Annotated in this window: 13 protein-coding genes and 3 tRNA genes; 9 read left to right on the forward strand and 7 right to left on the reverse strand. The window is 46.1% G+C overall.

What is annotated here, in order from left to right:
* The first annotated feature begins 123 nt into the window (after window positions 1-123).
* Window positions 124-1,146 carry a helix-turn-helix domain-containing protein gene (locus tag LC508_RS09395; protein ID WP_103733227.1) on the forward strand — a complete coding sequence of 341 codons (1,023 nt, stop codon included), beginning with the start codon at window positions 124-126 and terminating at the stop codon, window positions 1,144-1,146.
* A 442-nt stretch (window positions 1,147-1,588) separates the two neighbouring features.
* Here LC508_RS09395 and LC508_RS09400 read toward each other — a convergent pair whose 3' ends face one another.
* The 3 genes from LC508_RS09400 to LC508_RS09410 form a co-directional block, all read right to left on the reverse strand.
* The gene (locus tag LC508_RS09400; protein WP_158587266.1) at window positions 1,589-1,756 is read right to left on the reverse strand and encodes a hypothetical protein; all 168 of its coding nucleotides are present in this window, start codon (window positions 1,754-1,756) and stop codon (window positions 1,589-1,591) included.
* 144 nt (window positions 1,757-1,900) lie between these two features.
* The gene (locus LC508_RS09405) at window positions 1,901-2,470 is read right to left on the reverse strand and encodes an accessory gene regulator B family protein (RefSeq protein ID WP_158587265.1); all 570 of its coding nucleotides are present in this window, start codon (window positions 2,468-2,470) and stop codon (window positions 1,901-1,903) included.
* A gap of 262 nt (window positions 2,471-2,732) precedes the next feature.
* Window positions 2,733-3,518 carry an arylamine N-acetyltransferase family protein gene (locus LC508_RS09410; protein ID WP_158587264.1) on the reverse strand — a complete coding sequence of 262 codons (786 nt, stop codon included), beginning with the start codon at window positions 3,516-3,518 and terminating at the stop codon, window positions 2,733-2,735.
* Between the two features lie 276 nt (window positions 3,519-3,794).
* On the opposite strand from LC508_RS09410, the gene LC508_RS09415 reads away from it, so the two are divergent.
* From LC508_RS09415 to LC508_RS09430, 4 genes are all read left to right on the forward strand, one after another.
* Window positions 3,795-5,186 (forward strand): MFS transporter, encoded by a 1,392-nt coding sequence (locus LC508_RS09415; protein ID WP_033143304.1) that lies wholly within the window; start codon window positions 3,795-3,797, stop codon window positions 5,184-5,186.
* A gap of 16 nt (window positions 5,187-5,202) precedes the next feature.
* A complete protein-coding gene (locus tag LC508_RS09420) occupies window positions 5,203-6,264 on the forward strand; it encodes a uroporphyrinogen decarboxylase family protein (protein WP_033143305.1) in 1,062 nt (353 codons plus the stop codon).
* Window positions 6,258-7,256 (forward strand): uroporphyrinogen decarboxylase family protein, encoded by a 999-nt coding sequence (locus LC508_RS09425; RefSeq protein WP_033143306.1) that lies wholly within the window; start codon window positions 6,258-6,260, stop codon window positions 7,254-7,256. Before LC508_RS09420 ends, LC508_RS09425 begins: the two co-directional genes overlap by 7 nt.
* 140 nt (window positions 7,257-7,396) lie before the next feature.
* On the forward strand, window positions 7,397-8,974 hold the full coding sequence (locus LC508_RS09430) for a PucR family transcriptional regulator (RefSeq protein ID WP_103732527.1): 1,578 nt from the start codon (window positions 7,397-7,399) through the stop codon (window positions 8,972-8,974).
* A 69-nt stretch (window positions 8,975-9,043) separates the two neighbouring features.
* On the opposite strand, the gene LC508_RS09435 is transcribed toward LC508_RS09430, so the two are convergent.
* Both LC508_RS09435 and LC508_RS09440 read right to left on the reverse strand, forming a co-directional pair.
* Window positions 9,044-10,411 (reverse strand): MATE family efflux transporter, encoded by a 1,368-nt coding sequence (locus LC508_RS09435; RefSeq protein WP_103732528.1) that lies wholly within the window; start codon window positions 10,409-10,411, stop codon window positions 9,044-9,046.
* Window positions 10,412-10,770: 359 nt separating this feature from the next.
* Window positions 10,771-11,610 (reverse strand): PHP domain-containing protein, encoded by an 840-nt coding sequence (locus LC508_RS09440; RefSeq protein ID WP_103731295.1) that lies wholly within the window; start codon window positions 11,608-11,610, stop codon window positions 10,771-10,773.
* A gap of 356 nt (window positions 11,611-11,966) precedes the next feature.
* Between LC508_RS09440 and LC508_RS09445 the strand changes: the two genes are divergently transcribed.
* From LC508_RS09445 to LC508_RS09460, 4 genes are all read left to right on the forward strand, one after another.
* The gene (locus LC508_RS09445; RefSeq protein ID WP_103731296.1) at window positions 11,967-12,851 is read left to right on the forward strand and encodes a 3-isopropylmalate dehydrogenase; all 885 of its coding nucleotides are present in this window, start codon (window positions 11,967-11,969) and stop codon (window positions 12,849-12,851) included.
* 239 nt (window positions 12,852-13,090) lie between these two features.
* Window positions 13,091-13,162: transfer RNA gene (locus LC508_RS09450), tRNA-Glu, on the forward strand.
* 35 nt (window positions 13,163-13,197) lie between these two features.
* Window positions 13,198-13,269 (forward strand) — tRNA-Glu (locus LC508_RS09455).
* Window positions 13,270-13,304: 35 nt separating this feature from the next.
* Window positions 13,305-13,376, forward strand: a tRNA-Glu gene (locus tag LC508_RS09460).
* Window positions 13,377-13,546: 170 nt separating this feature from the next.
* Here the strand turns inward: LC508_RS09460 and LC508_RS09465 are convergent.
* Entirely contained in the window at window positions 13,547-15,682 is a 2,136-nt protein-coding gene (locus tag LC508_RS09465) for an RNA degradosome polyphosphate kinase (RefSeq protein ID WP_103731297.1), read from the reverse strand.
* Window positions 15,683-15,693: 11 nt separating this feature from the next.
* Window positions 15,694-17,238, reverse strand: coding sequence for a Ppx/GppA phosphatase family protein (locus LC508_RS09470; protein WP_033141944.1), 1,545 nt, complete (start codon window positions 17,236-17,238; stop codon window positions 15,694-15,696).
* Window positions 17,239-17,251 lie beyond the last annotated feature (13 nt).

The following is a 17,251-nucleotide window of genomic DNA, read 5'->3' on the forward strand; positions in this document are numbered from 1 at the left end:
GATACCTGGATTATAGCAAAAGAAATTTCTTTTTTGTGTTCGTTTAATTGTATATTTTTATTGTAATGTATGTTTTTTAGATATATTATAGAGTAGAGGATTTATGTATATGGAGGTATATAATTGAAGAATATAAATGACACCTATATTAAACTGCAGACAAATAACACCCTTCTCTCTCACAAACTTAAACACTTCTCTACCACCGCTGAGTATATTGACACAAACGTCAATATTCTCGGCTCCAAAACCATAAACCAAACATTTCAGAATGAATTTATTGTGAATTACGCGGATTTTCAAACATCAGGCATCATAAACGGCTCCATAGATATGGGAAAAATATACGAAACAGCCATTCAAAAACATGGTGGATTTGAAATGATTTACGTTGTAAAAGGTACATCCTTAAATCAAATCAATCATACGAATTATCAGTTACAAAAAAATGATATTATGATCATGAACCCCAATTGTAAAAGCGGTATGATATCCTCCTCTGATTCAATCATCATAATTTTAACGGTTACCTCTGAGTTCTTAACTTACTTTTATAATCAAAACCACCGGTTTACCATGCTTCCGAAAATATTTCAGGACTTTTTTCTTTCGTGTTATAGAAACAGTGAATATAAAAATTCAGACTATTTTATTTTTTCAAATCAGGGTGAATCAGGGGAAACCCCTGAAGTCTCCGATCATTTTCATCAGATCAATGAGGAATTGCGGAAAAAAAAGCCCGGATACGAATCTATCGTATACGGACTTTTCTGCCGTCTTCTTTTTTCTATTACGGATTCATCCTATAAAGCGGAACAACACCAAATCGTTCCGCAATCCATGGAAGATTTAACAAAAAACATAAAACAGTATCTGGATACCCACCGATATAAGATAAGCGGTTCTGAGCTGTCTGCTGTTTTTCACTTTCACAAAGATTATTTATCAAAAGTGTTTCAGGCAAAAATGAATCAGACAATCAAAAAATATAACCAGGCTGTCTGTATGGAAGAAGCATATAACTTATTATGTAATTCTCAGTTGACCATAAGCGAAATCGCAGATGCAATAAATTATTCCAGCAGATCACAATTTTATGCTGCCTTTGAAAGTACGTTTGGGATGAAGCCTTCTTCTTTAAGATGATGACCGGGCAGGTACGGCCTGCCCGGTTAAAGTTATCCTTATAGCATTTTAAAACCTTTTAGTACCTGACTCAGATAAATATTGAAAGGTTTCCATTCTTTGTAAAAACTCTACCGCAGGCTGAATAAGGAATGTGCCTTACGTTAATACTGAAACCTTATACGCGTTTGAGCATATAAAAACTTGCTTGTACTTAGTGAGTAAACAGATAGAATGAAGACAGTTGTGACACAATCTCAATAGCCTGGAAAATTTACCATAATAGCTAAAATAGGTCTAATTATATACAATCTACAGTGATCACTTATCATTTTTCGTTCTTTTTTAAACGAATCATTTAAAAAAATCTCATAAATCAAAAATTGGAATTTAATACTATATGGTGGTAAAAATCATATACATACGCTCATTTCCGATAGAAAACTTATATCTTGTTTATAAACTAATCTTCTTTTTGATTTGTATTTTGAGTTTCCAAATTTTTACAGTATTCTTTCATACAATCAGGCACATCTGGTTCGTAAACATGAATAATCGATGAACTTTTTGTAGATGTCAGTGCAGTTTTAATAATTTTTTCAACTAAAATATCCATTTTTTTATTTATCATAATATTTTCACTCCTTTTTATAAGATAATGATATAATTATATAAGATTTTGTCTTGAAATAGCGTATATACATTATGTAATTTAACCTTACTAGTCATATAGCAAAATTATGTGTGCTCTTAACCCATGTCTATAATATCGTTATTAGTCTCTTGTTCTTATAATCATTCTATTAACATCTTTTAATGATAATGTACTAAATACTTCTATAGAACAAGCCAAGAATATAATATCTTTCACCTGTCTGTCTTGTATTATTAGTTCTGTCAACATTATAAAAAATAAAATGATTATTGAATTTCTTTTTCTCCGTCTTATTTCCGACTTATCCGAAATCGGGTGTTTTTCAGTACAATATGGCGCATATTCATATAATAAAAAAACATAAAACACAAAACAAATTACCATCAAAAAATCCGGAAACTTTACCAGCTTTCCAAATAAGATAGAACCGTAAATAATTGAAATCATAGTTAGACTGCATCCCCAACTTGTTTTACAATGCCGACCTCCTGCTTGGCTACGAAGCCCACTAAACACAAGTAAGACCACAACTGTCTCCGTCAAGTATCCACTACACAATCCCAGCAATAAAAAAAATAAAGTCTTACCCCAAGTAGCTCCTATCACCTCCAATCCATATATCAATATATCAACATTATAATTTTTTCTATCCGAATGACTCAATAACCAATTTGCAATTTTCTTATACATAATTGCTCCGTACTTTAATACTATTTCTCTAACATCTCTAACAAATTTTATATCTAATCTTAACATAAATAACAATAATACACAATATTTTCACAAAAATATACCCAACTCTGACAAGTAAGTTTTTTAATGGAACACCCCCAGCTTCAACCTGTATTTTCAAGTCCGATCTTTTTCCTTTATATAAAAATACACAATCCCCCTAAAATTTTCCGTTACTTTCCTGCTTTTCTACCTCTTCCCGGCATCCGCCCTATAAATACTACAGCACAATCTCAAAATACCTCTCCAAAACCCCTTTCATCTCCTCCTCCCCAATCTCCATCTCCTGCACCACTACCCCATTCTCCACTTCCGTAAACCGATTCCCCATCACCGACACACTCCCACGCTCTGTCCTCTTATTCAGATAAAGCCTCTGACGGAACACGGAATTTTCGTTCTTGGAGCAGTATTCATTCATGGGGATATAATCCACAGCTTCCTGGGGCATGGTATAGAACTGCAGCATGGACTCAATCTCCCCGCTGCCGGTCCTTCTCTTCATGGTCCACCAGGGGACTTCATCCTTATACATATAGTACCGCTCTCCCCTCATATCCGCCACTGCTCCGTCCTGCACCGGTACTGCTCCCGGGGGCATGGGACCGCCGTAGCCCACGTCGCAGAAATACTTCATGCCATCCAGCTCCACAATAATTCCCCTGTGAAGCACAAGCGGCACATAATTCTTATTCCTGGTGATCCGGCACATACAGGAGCTGGCATGGAACCCCAGGTCCTTTAACAGAGCGGTAAACAGGGCATTCAGTTCAAAACAGTAGCCGCCTCTGTGCTTTGTCACCACCTTTTCATAGATTGCTTCAATGTCTAGCGGAATGTCCTTTTGAAACATCCAGACATCCAGATTTTCAAATGGAACATGGAGCTGATGCCCGTAGATCAGGTCATCCAGGTATTCCTTTGTGAGCACATCCCTGCGCTTTCGCTGAATCCGTTTCAGATAGGCGTCTGCATCGGGAACAGACGCATACAGTGCTTCATACATAATCCTTCCTCCTTTTGCAGCACACCATATGATATCTTCATTATATACAGGTGCATTTTTGTTTGTAAAGCGGAAAAAAACTTTCGTCATATTGATCATACCCTATGCTACAAAAAGTAGGAATCTTTTTTCGGCAAATGAAACCCTGTGCGGATTTACGCACCGGAAATCCTGTTATATACTGATGTTATGAATTTATTACTGCATACCGGTATGTGAGCAAAAAGTATGAACGGGCAAGTGCGCATTTTGTCCAAAAGGAAGGGAGAAATTCAGATGAGTAACGAAAAGAAAGGACTGAGTAAGGCGCTGAAGCTGTTCTACGGCATCGGCGACTGCGGCTTTACCCTGATGACCAATGTGGAGAGTTATTACTTTAACTTTTTCCTCACAAATCTGGCACAGTTCGGACTGGCAACCGTCTCCTTTATCACCACCACCGCAAGCGTCATAGACGCCTGCCTGTCCTGGATATATGGAGCCATCTTAAACAGTATCAAACCGAAAAAATGGGGCCGCTACCGTTCCTGGCTGATTCTTCTGCCATGGCTGGTACCGTTTCTCTATGCATTCCAGTTTCTGAAAATCGGAGACGGGCCTCTTTCCATAGCGATCATTATCGCGGCTGCTGTTGTCAGCCATGTTGTATGGAACTTCCCCTATGTGGCCAATGTATCCATGATCGCGGTAGCCGGAAAAACACCGGATGACAGGGCGCATCTGGCCTCCACAAGAGCTGCGTGGGCTAACTTTTCCAAGGTGATCTTCTCCTATGTGGGGCCTCCCCTGGCTGCTCTCTTTGCAGGCATGATCGGAGAAAAAAGCCAGTACGGCGCAACCGCTTTTGTACTGGGATGTATTATGGCAGTGCTTTATTTCGCACATTTTAAAATGTTTGACGGATACGAGGAGGCAGAAGCAGCGGCAAACAGCGCAGCAGCTAAAAAAGATACCACCAAGACAGGCGGTATGGACCTGATCAAGGCCCTTCTGCAGAATCCGCCCCTCCTCTCCCTTTTGCTGGCTGATCTGGCAAAATGGATGTTCAATTTCGTGTGCTCCGGCGTAGCCATCTATTACTTCACCTATGTGGCACAGAATGCGGACCTTCTGGCAAGATATATCCTGATCTCCAACATTTTGTGCGTGATCGGTTCTTATTTTGCCAAAAATATGGCAAAGAAAATCTCGACCAGATCCACCACCATCGTCACCTTTTTCGCCATGGCTGTCATACTGATCGCCGCCAATTTCATCTATTCCAACGTGACCCTGGTCATTGTTCTTATGTCAGCGGCACAGTTCGGATATGGAGTTGCCTACGCGTGTACTCCGGCTCTCTATGCCGATACCATTATCTACTCTGAGTGGAAAACAGGAAAAAATGCTACCGGGTGGATCAGCGGACTTCAGAATGTCCCCTTAAAAGTCGGTGTTATGACAAGGGGTATCATCATCTCCGCCTGCCTTGCCTTCGCTGCCTTTGACCCGAGCATCGACGCTGCTATGGCATCCGTGGAGCTGAAAAAAGGCATCTGCATGGCATTTATGGTCATCCCTGCACTGGCCCTGATTGTGGCCGCTGTCCTACTTCTCTTCGGCTTCCGCCTGACAAAAGAGAAAGTGGAGCAGTATTCCGCTGAGATTGCCGCAAGAAACAGAAAATAACAGGAGGTATCAGAATATGAAATTTGACGAAAAAGAACTGGAGATCATCGGTGAATACAACATGCCCGGCATTTACGGCGCGCCGGACAGCATAGTTCCCAAATACAACCGTCCCATCACCCCAAAGGAAAACATGCTCCGCATGCTGGAAGGCAGGATGCCTCTGTGGGTGCCAAACCAGACCCTTGACAACAATGCCATACAGCCCCTTGTTATGCCGGATGCAAAAGCCCGCAATTTCGGCGGCACGGACTGGTTCGGCATTGAGTGGGAATACGAGCCGAACACAAAGGCAGCCATGGTAAAACCAGGTACCCGGAGGCTGTCTGACATTACAAAATGGCGGGAAGAACTGGAATTTCCTGACTTGACCGCCATAGACTGGAAGAAAGACTACGAAGAGAATTATAAAGGACGGATTGCCTGTGACCGCTTTTCCTACTTTGTCATCGTAAACGGATTTTTTGAAAGAACTGCTGACCTGATCAGTTTTGAGGATGCCTTCTGTGCCCTCATCGAAGAGCCGGAGGAGCTGACTGCCTTCTATGACAAGCTGGCTGAATGGCACATTGAACTGATCAAGATTGCCCATGATGTCTACCACACAGATATGATCCTCTTCCACGACGATATGGGAACCCAGATCAGCACCTTCTTCTCACCGTCTACCTATGAAGAGCTGTTTGTTCCCCAGTATAAGAAGATCACCAAAGCCGCCCACGATATGGGCATGTATATCTGTCTGCACTCCTGCGGCTGCATCAAAACACTGATGCCCCTCATTATTGAGGCTGGATTTGATGCCTGGGAGGGCCAGGACAGCGCCAATGATAAGGCAGCCATCATGGAGGAATACGGAAAAGACCTGGCACAGTGTACACTGTATATCATACCCGCGGATATGAGCGATGAGGACGCTGTCGCGGATATCCACAGAAAAGTAGATGAACTGGCTATGACCGGCCGTTTTGCCTGCCGTCTGAAGGATGAGAAGCCTGACCGTGCAGTGAATCTTGCCGATGAACTGTACCGCTACAGCAGAATCAAATATGCAGAATTGGAGGAATCAAAATGCTGACACCAAAAGAAAATTTCCTGGAAACCCTGAAAAAGGACGGAAAACCGGACCGCCTGGTCAATCAATATCAGCCCTTTGTCCCGATCATGAATGATCCCCTGCAGAAATTCACCAGAGGAAACCGTGTACGTGGAAAAACTTCCGTGGACCGCTGGGGAACGGAGATTCTCTTCCCCGAAGACGCTCCCGGCCCCATGCCCCATGTCACGGAAGCCAATAAAGTGTGTCCGGATGTGACCCGGTGGCAGGAATCCGTAAAAGTCCCGGACCTTATCGCCAACTGCAGCGACGGATGGGAAGACGCCCTCAGCGCCGCATCCCAGGTGGACCGCAGCGAAAAACTGGTTCTCGGCTTTATGGGTACCGGAATCTTTGAGCAGAGCCATTTTCTCATGGGCTTTGAGGATGCCCTGATGAATCTTCTTCTGGAGCCGGAATCCATGCAGGAGCTGGTGGACGCCATTGCGGAATACCGTTTCCGGTATGCCAAACTGCTGGTTGACAATCTGCACCCGGATATCATCCTGTCACACGATGACTGGGGTTCCAAGACCAGCCTGTTCATGCAGCCTGACATCTGGAGGCAGTTCTTCAAAGAGCACTACCGACGCATTTACGGATATATGCACGACCACGGTGTTCTGGTCATGCACCATGCAGATTCCTTCCTGGAACCTATTGTTGAGGACATGGCAGAGATTGGTGTGGATGTATGGCAGGGCGTGCTGCCGGAAAATGACATTTTAAAACTGCAGAAGCAGCTTGACGGCCGCATGACTCTCATGGGAGGCATTGACGCCACCATAGACCGTGAGGACGCCACGGAGGAAGAAATACGCGCAGATGTCCGGAGGGCCTGCAGCACTTACGGACCGGGCGGACACTTCATCCCCTGCATGACCTACGGCCTTGCCGGTACCATTTATCCCAAGACAGACGAGATCATCGCCGACGAGATTGAAGCTTACAACAGGGAAACCTATCATATCTGACGAAGCAGTCAAGAATGCGGAAACGGGAAAACAGCATTTCCCGCTTCCGCTTATTTTTCCATATATCATTGGAAACTTTGCACCCTTTTTCAGGAAATGTTATACTGTTGCCATACAAAAAGTAAAAGGAGAATCCGGCTTTGACAGAATTATCTTTCAATCCAGAGGAGAAAAACCGCCTATTCCGGCTGAACATGCAGATACTGGCGGACGCCTTCTCGGAGCATGACCAGAATGTCACCTTCTATTCCCAGAATGACCGTCCCTGCCTGGAAGGTATACGCCTCTACAAAAAGGGAAAAAAACTGTATTCCCGGTATGTTTACCTGCTTCAAAGTGCGGATGTGGATCAGACGTTCCTCGATTACCGGGATGTTGATTTTATCGCTGTGGGACGTATTGATATCTCCTGTATCCATCCAAGCTGTCCTGTCATAGAGCTGAAAAGCGGCACCGACTTTCTGGATGCCTTTGAGCTGGTACAGGAAATTTTCGCCAAATACAGACAGTGGGACAGACGCCTGCAGTATGCCCTTGCCAGTGAACATCCCCTGGATGAAATGCTGCTGGCGAGCCTGGGGCTCTTCGGCAATCCCATGTTCATCCACGACACTGATTTTTATATTCTCTCCTGTCCCAGATATGTACAGGGCATGACCGTCTGGGAGCGGGATTCACGGACGGGGCGCAGCATGGTCCCTCTCAGCCTGATCCATGACTTCAAGGCAGACACCGAATATCTGGATACCCTCAGCAAAAAATCACCCGACCTTTTCTCCGCGGAACAGCGGGGCTACCGGATACTCTATGTGAATCTCTGGAACGGAAGCCGCTATGAGGGCCGCATCTGCGTGGATGAAATACAGAGTGAGATTCAGGAAGGCAACTATCTTGCCCTTGAATACCTGGGGCAGTCCATAGAGCTGGCGATCAAGCACAAAAGTCTCTTTTATCTGAGCATGGGCAATGATATGGACCGCTTTTTCAATGAATACCTGGACGGCACCATCACGGACCCGCAGCGCATCCTCAATTACCTCTATTTCCTGCACTGGAAGCAGAATGACCGCTATCTCTGCCTGCGCCTGGAGACAGAGCAGAGGGATATCAATATGCTGTCCGCTGCCGCCACTCTGGGGCATATTGAGACGCAGATTCCCACGGGACACGCGTTCCTCTACCAAAACAGCATAGCTGTGGTGGTCAACCTGTCTTACGCCCATAATACCTCCTCTGAGGTCATCAGCAGCCTTGCGATCCTCATGCGGGAAGGCCTCCTGAAAATGGGTGCCAGCTCAGAGATCAGCGATTTCATGCTGGTCCCTCAGGGATACATCCAGGCCAGCGCAGCCCTGGATCTCGGCCGGAAAAGCGACAGCATGACCTGGTGCTACCGTTTTGACGACTACCTGCTGGAATATCTCCTGAAAAAAGGCAGGGAGGAAATCCCGCCCCAGCTTCTCTGCTCTGAAAAACTGCTTCTCCTGAAAAAATACGACGATAACAACAAAACAGACCTGTACCATACCGCCAAGGTCTATCTGGAGCTGGAACGCAATGTTCTGCAGACCGCAAAGGAGCTGTACATTCACCGCAGCACCCTCTTCTACCGTCTGGAGCGCATCCGGAAAATCGCCGGCATAGATTTCGAGGACAGCAGGGAACGGCTTACCCTCCGGCTGTCCTTCTATATCCTGGAACAGAAGCTGGAAACCTGATTTTCCCAAATATTCACTCAAAAAAAGGAACAGAAAACGGCAGCCTTAACCGTTCTCTGTTCCTTTTTATTATCTTCCTCTAAGCGGAGCAATCTTCTCCCTGTAAATCTTCTTATAGAAATACGCACTCAGCAATACAGATGCGATCTCCGCAATGGGTATGGACCACCACACAGCGGATAATCCTCCTACCTTTGCCAGAATCGCGGCTGCCGGCAGAATGATCAGAAGCTGTCTGGTCACGGATATGATCAGACTGTAGACACCATTTCCCAGAGCCTGGAACACGGAGCCCACAATGATACAGAATCCCGCGAACAGGAAGCTTAAGCAGATGATCCGAAGAGCCGGCACACCAATCGCCAGCATATCCTTGGAGGCATTGAACATACCCAGCAGCTGTGCCGGGAAGATCATGAACAGCGCCAGTCCCAAAAGCATGATGATCACCGCTGACGCAATGCTCAGATGGATTGTCTGGGTGATACGCTTCTTGTCCCCAGCCCCGTAATTATAGGCAACAATGGGAACCATACCGTTGTTCAGACCGAACACAGGCATGAAGATAAAGCTGTTCAGCTTGAAATATACTCCGAATACGGCAGTTGCCGTTGTGGTGAACTGAATCAGGATCTTGTTCATTCCAAAGGTCATGACAGAGCCGATCGCCTGCATGATAATGGAGGGCACGCCTACAGAATAAATCACTTTGATAATTCTTCCTGACGGTCTGAAATGCCGCATACCGATATGAATGTCCTTGTTGAACTTCACATTGAAGAACATTGCCAGGAACATACCGCAGAACTGTCCTAAAACTGTAGCTGCCGCGGCTCCCGCAACCCCCATCTTCGGAAAACCGAGAAGGCCGAAGATTAAGATCGGGTCAAAGATAATATTGATGACAGCGCCCAGTCCCTGGGATATCATAGTGTAAAAAGTACGTCCTGTGGACTGCAGAAGACGCTCAAACATAACCTGCATATAGACAGCAAGGCAGAGGCCTGAAATAATGGTCATATACTGGATTCCGTATTCCCGGATCTGCACATCCGAGGTCTGCATGTGGAAAAATGGCTTTGCCAGAGCAACTCCCAGCACTGCGAAGACCACGCAGCTTATGAATGCCAGAAAGATACCGTTTTTCGCCGATTCATCCGCTGTTCTGAAATCTTTTTCTCCCAGACTTCTGGATAACACGGCATTGACACCCACACCGGTACCCACTGCGATAGCGATCATAAGGCTCTGCACCGGAAAGACCAGAGAGACGGCAGTCAGCGCGTTCTCATTGATCTGTGCCACGAAAACACTGTCCACCACGTTGTATAAAGCCTGCACCAGCATGGACAATATCATGGGCAGAGACATCTGAAACAGAAGCTTCGGCACCGGCACGACTCCCATTTTATTCTCTTGTACATTTGTTTCTGTCATATAAGACTTCCTTTCCTTTATGTATTTCCCCCGGCAGAATATAGGAGACAAAGTTTCCTATATCATGAAATAAGAGTCTGCCGAAGCAGACTCATCTATCTTTCCTACCGTCTCTAGTTTAAAGGAATTAAAAAATATTGTCAATCCATTATTCTGTCTTTTTCTGAAAGCTTTTCTGCAACAGAGTGTAGAAGTGTCACGGGACTGTACGGTTCTGTCAGCGTAACGATTCAGCCAGCTGAATCGTTACGGGTATTCGCCCATTAAAAATCGCTTCGCGATGGGGCGAATACCTGCCGCCACTACTCTTTTGCACGGTCAGCGCAGCAAATGCGCAGACCTGACTGAACAGTTACCTGTCAGCTTTCTTTTATTTTCTCCCACACGGAATAAGGGATTTTTAAATTCCCCATTCCGCTTCCCAGATCAATATGCGGTTTGTTCGTACCATGAAAATCACTGCCTCCCGAAATGCAAAGAGACAGTTCTTTTGCAAGCCTTATCATGTTTCTCTCCTCAAAAGGCTTGTACGTGGAATACATGGCTTCCAGCCCGTCAAGTCCGGCCTTTTTCAGCTCCTTCACAGCTCGGATCAGTCTGTCGTCTATAAAACGGCACAGCACAGGATGGGCAAAGACTGCCTTGCCGCCCCCTTCATGTATGAGCCGTATGGCCTGGGCCGGCGTCACCTTCTCCCTGGGCACATAACAGCAGGCTCGGTCCCCCAGGTATCTGTCAAAAGCCTCACTGACAGAACCCACATATCCGTGCTCAAACAAAAATCTCGCAAAATGTGCCCTGGTCCACACACTATCCGGAAATGCTTCCTTCATCGCCTCGTATGTGATATCCATACCGTGTTCGTTCAGCCGCTCTATCATTTTAATATTTCTGGCATCTCTTGACTGCTGGAAGTAAGTCAGCTCTTTCCTGAAATGTGTGTCCTTCCAGTCAATCCCCAGCCCCACAATGTGCACATCCTTCCCCCACCAGGTCGTGGACAGCTCAATCCCGGGAATCACTTCCAGCAAAGTTCCCTCTGCCGCCTCCATGGCCTCCTCTATCCCGTCCATGGTATCGTGGTCAGTCAGTGCAATGGCCCGCAGCTCCTTTTCCAGAGCATACGCAATCAGCTCTTTCGGCGTATAAGTGCCGTCAGAAGCGTTTGAGTGTGTGTGCAGATCTATCAAATCTCTCATATGGATTCTCCTGTATCAGAAATAAACATCTTAATTTTTTACAATATCAGTATAACAGAGAGGCAGGAAAGATACAACGTTTCCTGCTGACGGCAGATAAGGAACAAACAAGGCAAAATCCTGTTGCGGTCCGCTAAACGATGTGTTAGAATAATGAAAAGCAAATTTTCTAAGTCATTTATCTGGTTTTGTATCCGATCAGGATTCAAAATATCTGTAAGCATTTCATTACAGCAGGTTTGTATTCTTTGACCTGTCTTTTCGGAAAATTCATGCTTTTCTCACACTATAGCAGGGGTTTTTCGGAAACTTTAAAACCTCCTGCACACATGAATTAAATAAGGAGGAGGATTTACATGGACAAACCAAGAACACATGCACTGCAATGGCATCCTGCCTTTTATGCTGATATTCAGATTGAGCTGGAAGAAGAAGCAGGACTTCTGGTTTTTGAAAATGAACATCAGCTTGGGACAAAGCCAAAGGAGATTGACGTACTGATTGTTAAAAAGGAGGTAGAAGTTCCTATACGAAAAAATATCGGAAGGATTTTTCGGAAGCATAATATCGTAGAATACAAGAGTCCAACCGATTATTTAAGTATAGATGATTTCTATAAGGTTTATGGCTATGCCTGTTTTTACAAGGCAGATACGGCAAGGGCCGACAGTATTAAGATTCATGATATCACCATAACCTTCGTATGCCACCGTTATCCCCGCAGTTTGATACGGTATTTAACGGATGAAATAGGGTATCAGATCACCAGAGTTGAGGATGGTATTTATTATATTATCGGAGATAAAATCCCCATACAGTTGATCCTGACAAAGGAATTGTCAGAAAATCACAATTTATGGCTGAAAAATCTGACCGATAATCTGGAAGACCCAGAAATGGTAAATCGTTTAATCGAACAGTATGCAAAACATAAAGAAAATAGCCTGTATAAATCAGTAATGAATCTAATTGTCCGCGCTAACCAGGAAAAATTCAAGGAGGTAAAGGCCATGTGTGAAGCATTGGAAGAATTAATGAAAGATGAATTGGAAGCCAAAAAAGTAGAAGGAATAACAGAAACTATTTTAGATCTGCTTTTTGAACTGGGCAGTGTACCTGAGCTACTGCAGTCTGAAATCATGAAGCAGAAGAATCCTGAAATTTTGAAACAATGGGTAAAATACGCCGCCAGGGCAGATACAGTTGAAGCATTTGAACAGAAAATCAGGAAGGCTGAGTAACAGCAGGATTACCGCTCTGCCTGTGGCTGAAAATAAAGAAAGCAGGTATCCGCCCGATTGTGAAGCAATTTTTCATAGGGGAATACCTGCATTTCTATGCCGGTGTGCTTATATAAAGACATGATATCCGAAAAAATGATTCAAAAAAATAACTTTTTTCAAAAAAACTCTTGCATTTTGGAATAATATGTAGTATCATAATCAAGCGTCATGCGAAACGACAAAGCAAAACGCAGAATGGTTCGTTGGTCAAGCGGTTAAGACGCCGCCCTCTCACGGCGGAAACAGGGGTTCGATTCCCCTACGAACTGCTCATACAGTATGCTACAACAGAAAAGCGCAACACGGTTCGTTGGTCAAGCGGTTAAGACGCCGCCCTCTCACGGCGGAAACAGGGGTTCGATTCCCCTACGAACTGCTCATACAGTATGCTACAATTGAAAAGCGCAACATGGTTCGTTGGTCAAGCGGTTAAGACGCCGCCCTCTCACGGCGGAAACAGGGGTTCGATTCCCCTACGAACTGCTAAGAAGATTTCAGTGTTTATGCTGGAATCTTTTTTGTTATGTAAAAATAGCATGGCAGAACTCTTTCCCTTCCGGAATACTTTTCTGCCATGCCATTTCCCTCGCCAAAAAAAGGCCGATATCCGAAGGCATGTCCTTCCCCGGATACCGGTCCTTTTACATTCTTCTTTAATCCTCCGGTGCCTCCGCAGGAATGAACACGCGCTTATCCACAGAACTCTCCGGCAGTCTGGCATTCTCCCATGCCTCCTCGCAGAAGTAATCCTGGGAATTAAGAAGCACTTTGCCCCTCTTGTCAATCTTCTCATACCTGCCGTCCGGCTGCAGCACATGGGCTTTGACATTATCCGCAAGCTGTATCTCCAGAATTTGCTTCACTTCCTCTTTCAGCCGTTCATCCTCCACAGGGAATACAATCTCCACCCTCTTATCCAGGTTTCTCGGCATCCAGTCAGCGCTTCCCATGAAGACCTCCTCACGCCCGTCACTGTAAAAATAGAAAATCCTGCTGTGCTCCAGGAAATTTCCCACAATGGAGCGCACCGTGATATTATCACTGATTCCCGGAATCCCCACCTTCAGACAGCAGATACCCCGCACGATCAGATCGATCTTCACCCCGGCGGCGCTTGCAGCATACAGAGCCGCAATAATATCCCTGTCGCAGAGAGAATTCATTTTCGCCACGATCCGGGCCTTCCGTCCTTTCAGCGCGTATTCCCGCTCCATCTCAATCTGATGCAGGAAACGGTCACGCATCCAGATAGGCGCCACTACCAATTTATTCCACGTCCTCGGTTCCGAATAGCCTGATAACATATTGAACACCGCTGTGGCGTCCTCCCCGATCCTGGCAGAACATGTGAGAATTCCGCAGTCTGTGTACAGTTTGGCTGTGGAATCGTTGTAATTGCCTGTACCCAGGTGCACATATCTGCGGATGCCGTTCTCCTCCCTGCGCACCACCAAAGTGATCTTGCTGTGGGTCTTAAGCCCCAGAAGGCCATAGATCACATGACATCCGGCCTTCTCAAGCATTTTTGCCCAGACAATATTGTTCTCCTCGTCAAAACGGGCCTTCAGCTCCACCAGTACGGTGACCTGCTTGCCGTTCTCCGCTGCCTGGGCCAGAGCCGCGATAATGGGTGAATTGCCGCTCACACGGTACAGGGTCTGCTTGATCGCCAGCACATCCGGGTCCTTGGCTGCCTGCCGCACAAAATCCACCACAGGCTGAAATGTCATGAACGGATGGTGCAGCAGAATGTCTCCCCTTCTGATCTGGGTGAAAATATCCTCATCTGTCATCATAGCCGGCACCAAAGCCGGTGTGTATGGCTTGTTTCTGTACTCCTCAAAGCCGTCCATTCCATACATTTTCATCAGGAAGGTCAGATCTAAGGGGCCGTTTATCTGGAAGATATCCTCCTCCTTGATCTCAAATTCCATTTTCAGAATGTTCAGAAGCCTTTCGTCCATCTTGTCTTCCACTTCCAGACGGATCACCTCGCCCCACTGGCGCTTTTTCAACTGCTTCTGAATCTCCTTTAAGAGGTCTGCCGCCTCGTCCTCATCTATGGTCAGATCCGCATTCCGCATGATCCGGTACGGACAGGTGCAGGCCACCTCATTGCTCAAAAACAGTTTGCCGATATTCCGCTCGATCACCTGCTCCAGCAGGATCACCACGGTGTTGCCCTTTTTGTCCTCAGGCAGCATAACGATCCTCGGCAGCACAGATGGCACCTGGACCGTGGCAAATTCCAGCTCCTCCCTGCCCTTTTTGTCCTTTTTTGAGATCAGGGCACCGATATTCAACGTCTTATTCCTGATAAGCGGAAAAGGCCTGGCGGAATCCATTGCCATGGGTGTCAGAACCGGGTATACGCTTTCCTCAAAATAGCGGTCCACATATTCCTTCTGTTCCTTTGTCAGATCCTCATGCTTTTCCACCACGTGAAGCCCCACTTTGTTAAGCGCAGGCAGAAGGGAGCGGTTGTAGGTGTTATACTGTGTCTCCACCAGCTCCTTTGTCACAACAGACAGCTCTTTTAACTGCTCCTTGGGCGTCATGCCGGCAATGTCCGGCTTTGTGTATTTAGCATGTACCATATCCTTCAGGGATGCCACACGGATCATGAAAAATTCGTCCAGATTGGATGCCGTTATACTCAAAAATTTCAGTCTTTCAAACAGGGGAAGGCTTTTGTCCCTGGCCTCTGAGAGGACTCTCTCGTTAAATTTGATCCAGCTCAGTTCCCTGTTCCAGTAATATTCCGGTTTTATATAATCTTTTAAATCCATCCTCATGCCCCCTATCTTCTCTTTTTCCGGCGCAGCCTCGGTCGGATGCTGAACACCTCTTCAAAGAAATCCGCCTTTTCCGTCAGAAGCCCTTCCTCCAGTGTCAGATCCTCCTGCGTGTCAATGGTCAGTACCAGTTCCTTCTCCCTGACTGCCGCTTTGATCTCCTCCACCTTCTGCTTATGGCTGCGGTCCAGGGCATTAGCCACCCGCAATATGGCTGTCAGCTTGCCGATGAGCATGTAAGTATCACGGTCAATGGCACTTTTGGAGTCCGCCTCCCCGTAATATTTGAAAGGCTCTGAGTTAAACCGCACCACGCTGGCGATCACTTCCCGCTCCATATGGGACAGGCCGATGATCTCTGTGGACATGATGATCGCGTAGGAACACTCCGCCGCATTGCTCATGCTGATATATTTTCCGCAGTCGTGAAGGATGACCGCGATCTGCAGAAGCAGCTTCTCCCTGCTTCCCATGCCGTGCACTTTTTTCATGCTGTCAAAGATGATGGTAGCCACCTCCGCCACGGCCTGTGTGTGGCTCTTGTTGCTCATATAACGCTTCGCTATATTTCTGGCGGATACCAGTATGTCATTTTCAAAATTGTGAGTGCTCTTGATGAGCTTTTGTTTCTGGGCGTAGTCATAGGAAACACCGTCATTTAACTGGGTTCCCGGCAGCCATAAGGTGTCTGCCCCCATCTCATCAATAAATACCCTGCAGATGATCAGGGTTGGCACCAAAATCGTGGCAAACTCCAGGGAGATTCCCAGCTCCACAGCCGCCTGCTCCGGCGATTTATGGACAATGCCCTCATACACCTGCATAAAGGCCTCCCGGCTGACCGTCCTGTTTTCCTCCATGCTGCTCTTTTTCTTCAGGAGTGTTTCAATAAACACATCCCCCAGAAGAATGATATTGTCAATCTTCCGCTCTTTCAAATGCAGCTTTTTAAAGCTCAGGATATCGTTGTGTATCAGCTCCTCCACCAGGTGCTCATAGTATACGGTCTCCTTTTCCACAGGAATCAGGCGCTCCCGGATACGCAGGCTGCCCATCTTGAAGTTCTGGGTAGTCACCAGCGCGTCCTTGTCAAACAGGGAGATCTGTACATTACCGCCGCCGATCTCAATGATGGCGGTTCCCTTCTGGATGATCTTCGTAAAAGCCGCGTCCTTGGCTGCCAGTGATTTATAACCGTAAAACCTCTGCTCTGAATTGCTGAGAATCTCCACATTGATGCCTGTCTTCTGGTATACCTGGTCCAGCACGATCCAGACATTCTTTGCCTCCTGCAGCGTGCTGGTGGCACAGGCGCGGTATGCATCCACCTGGTATTCCTTCATGATGCCTGCAAAATCGTGGAGCACAGCACACAGCTCCTGGGTGGAATCGTACCCGATCTTTCCGGTGCCGTAGGTATCCCGTCCGATTTCCAGACGGCTTCTGACCTCATCGATCTGGCGGATTCCCGCCTTGGGTGATATTTCATAGATATCCATGGATACATGATAAGACCCTACGTCGATTGCTGCAAATCTTGTAATTGCCATTTTCTCACCTCTT

Origin of the sequence: Blautia parvula (assembly GCF_020215665.1) — a bacterium.
GTDB classification, from domain to species: domain Bacteria; phylum Bacillota; class Clostridia; order Lachnospirales; family Lachnospiraceae; genus Blautia; species Blautia celeris.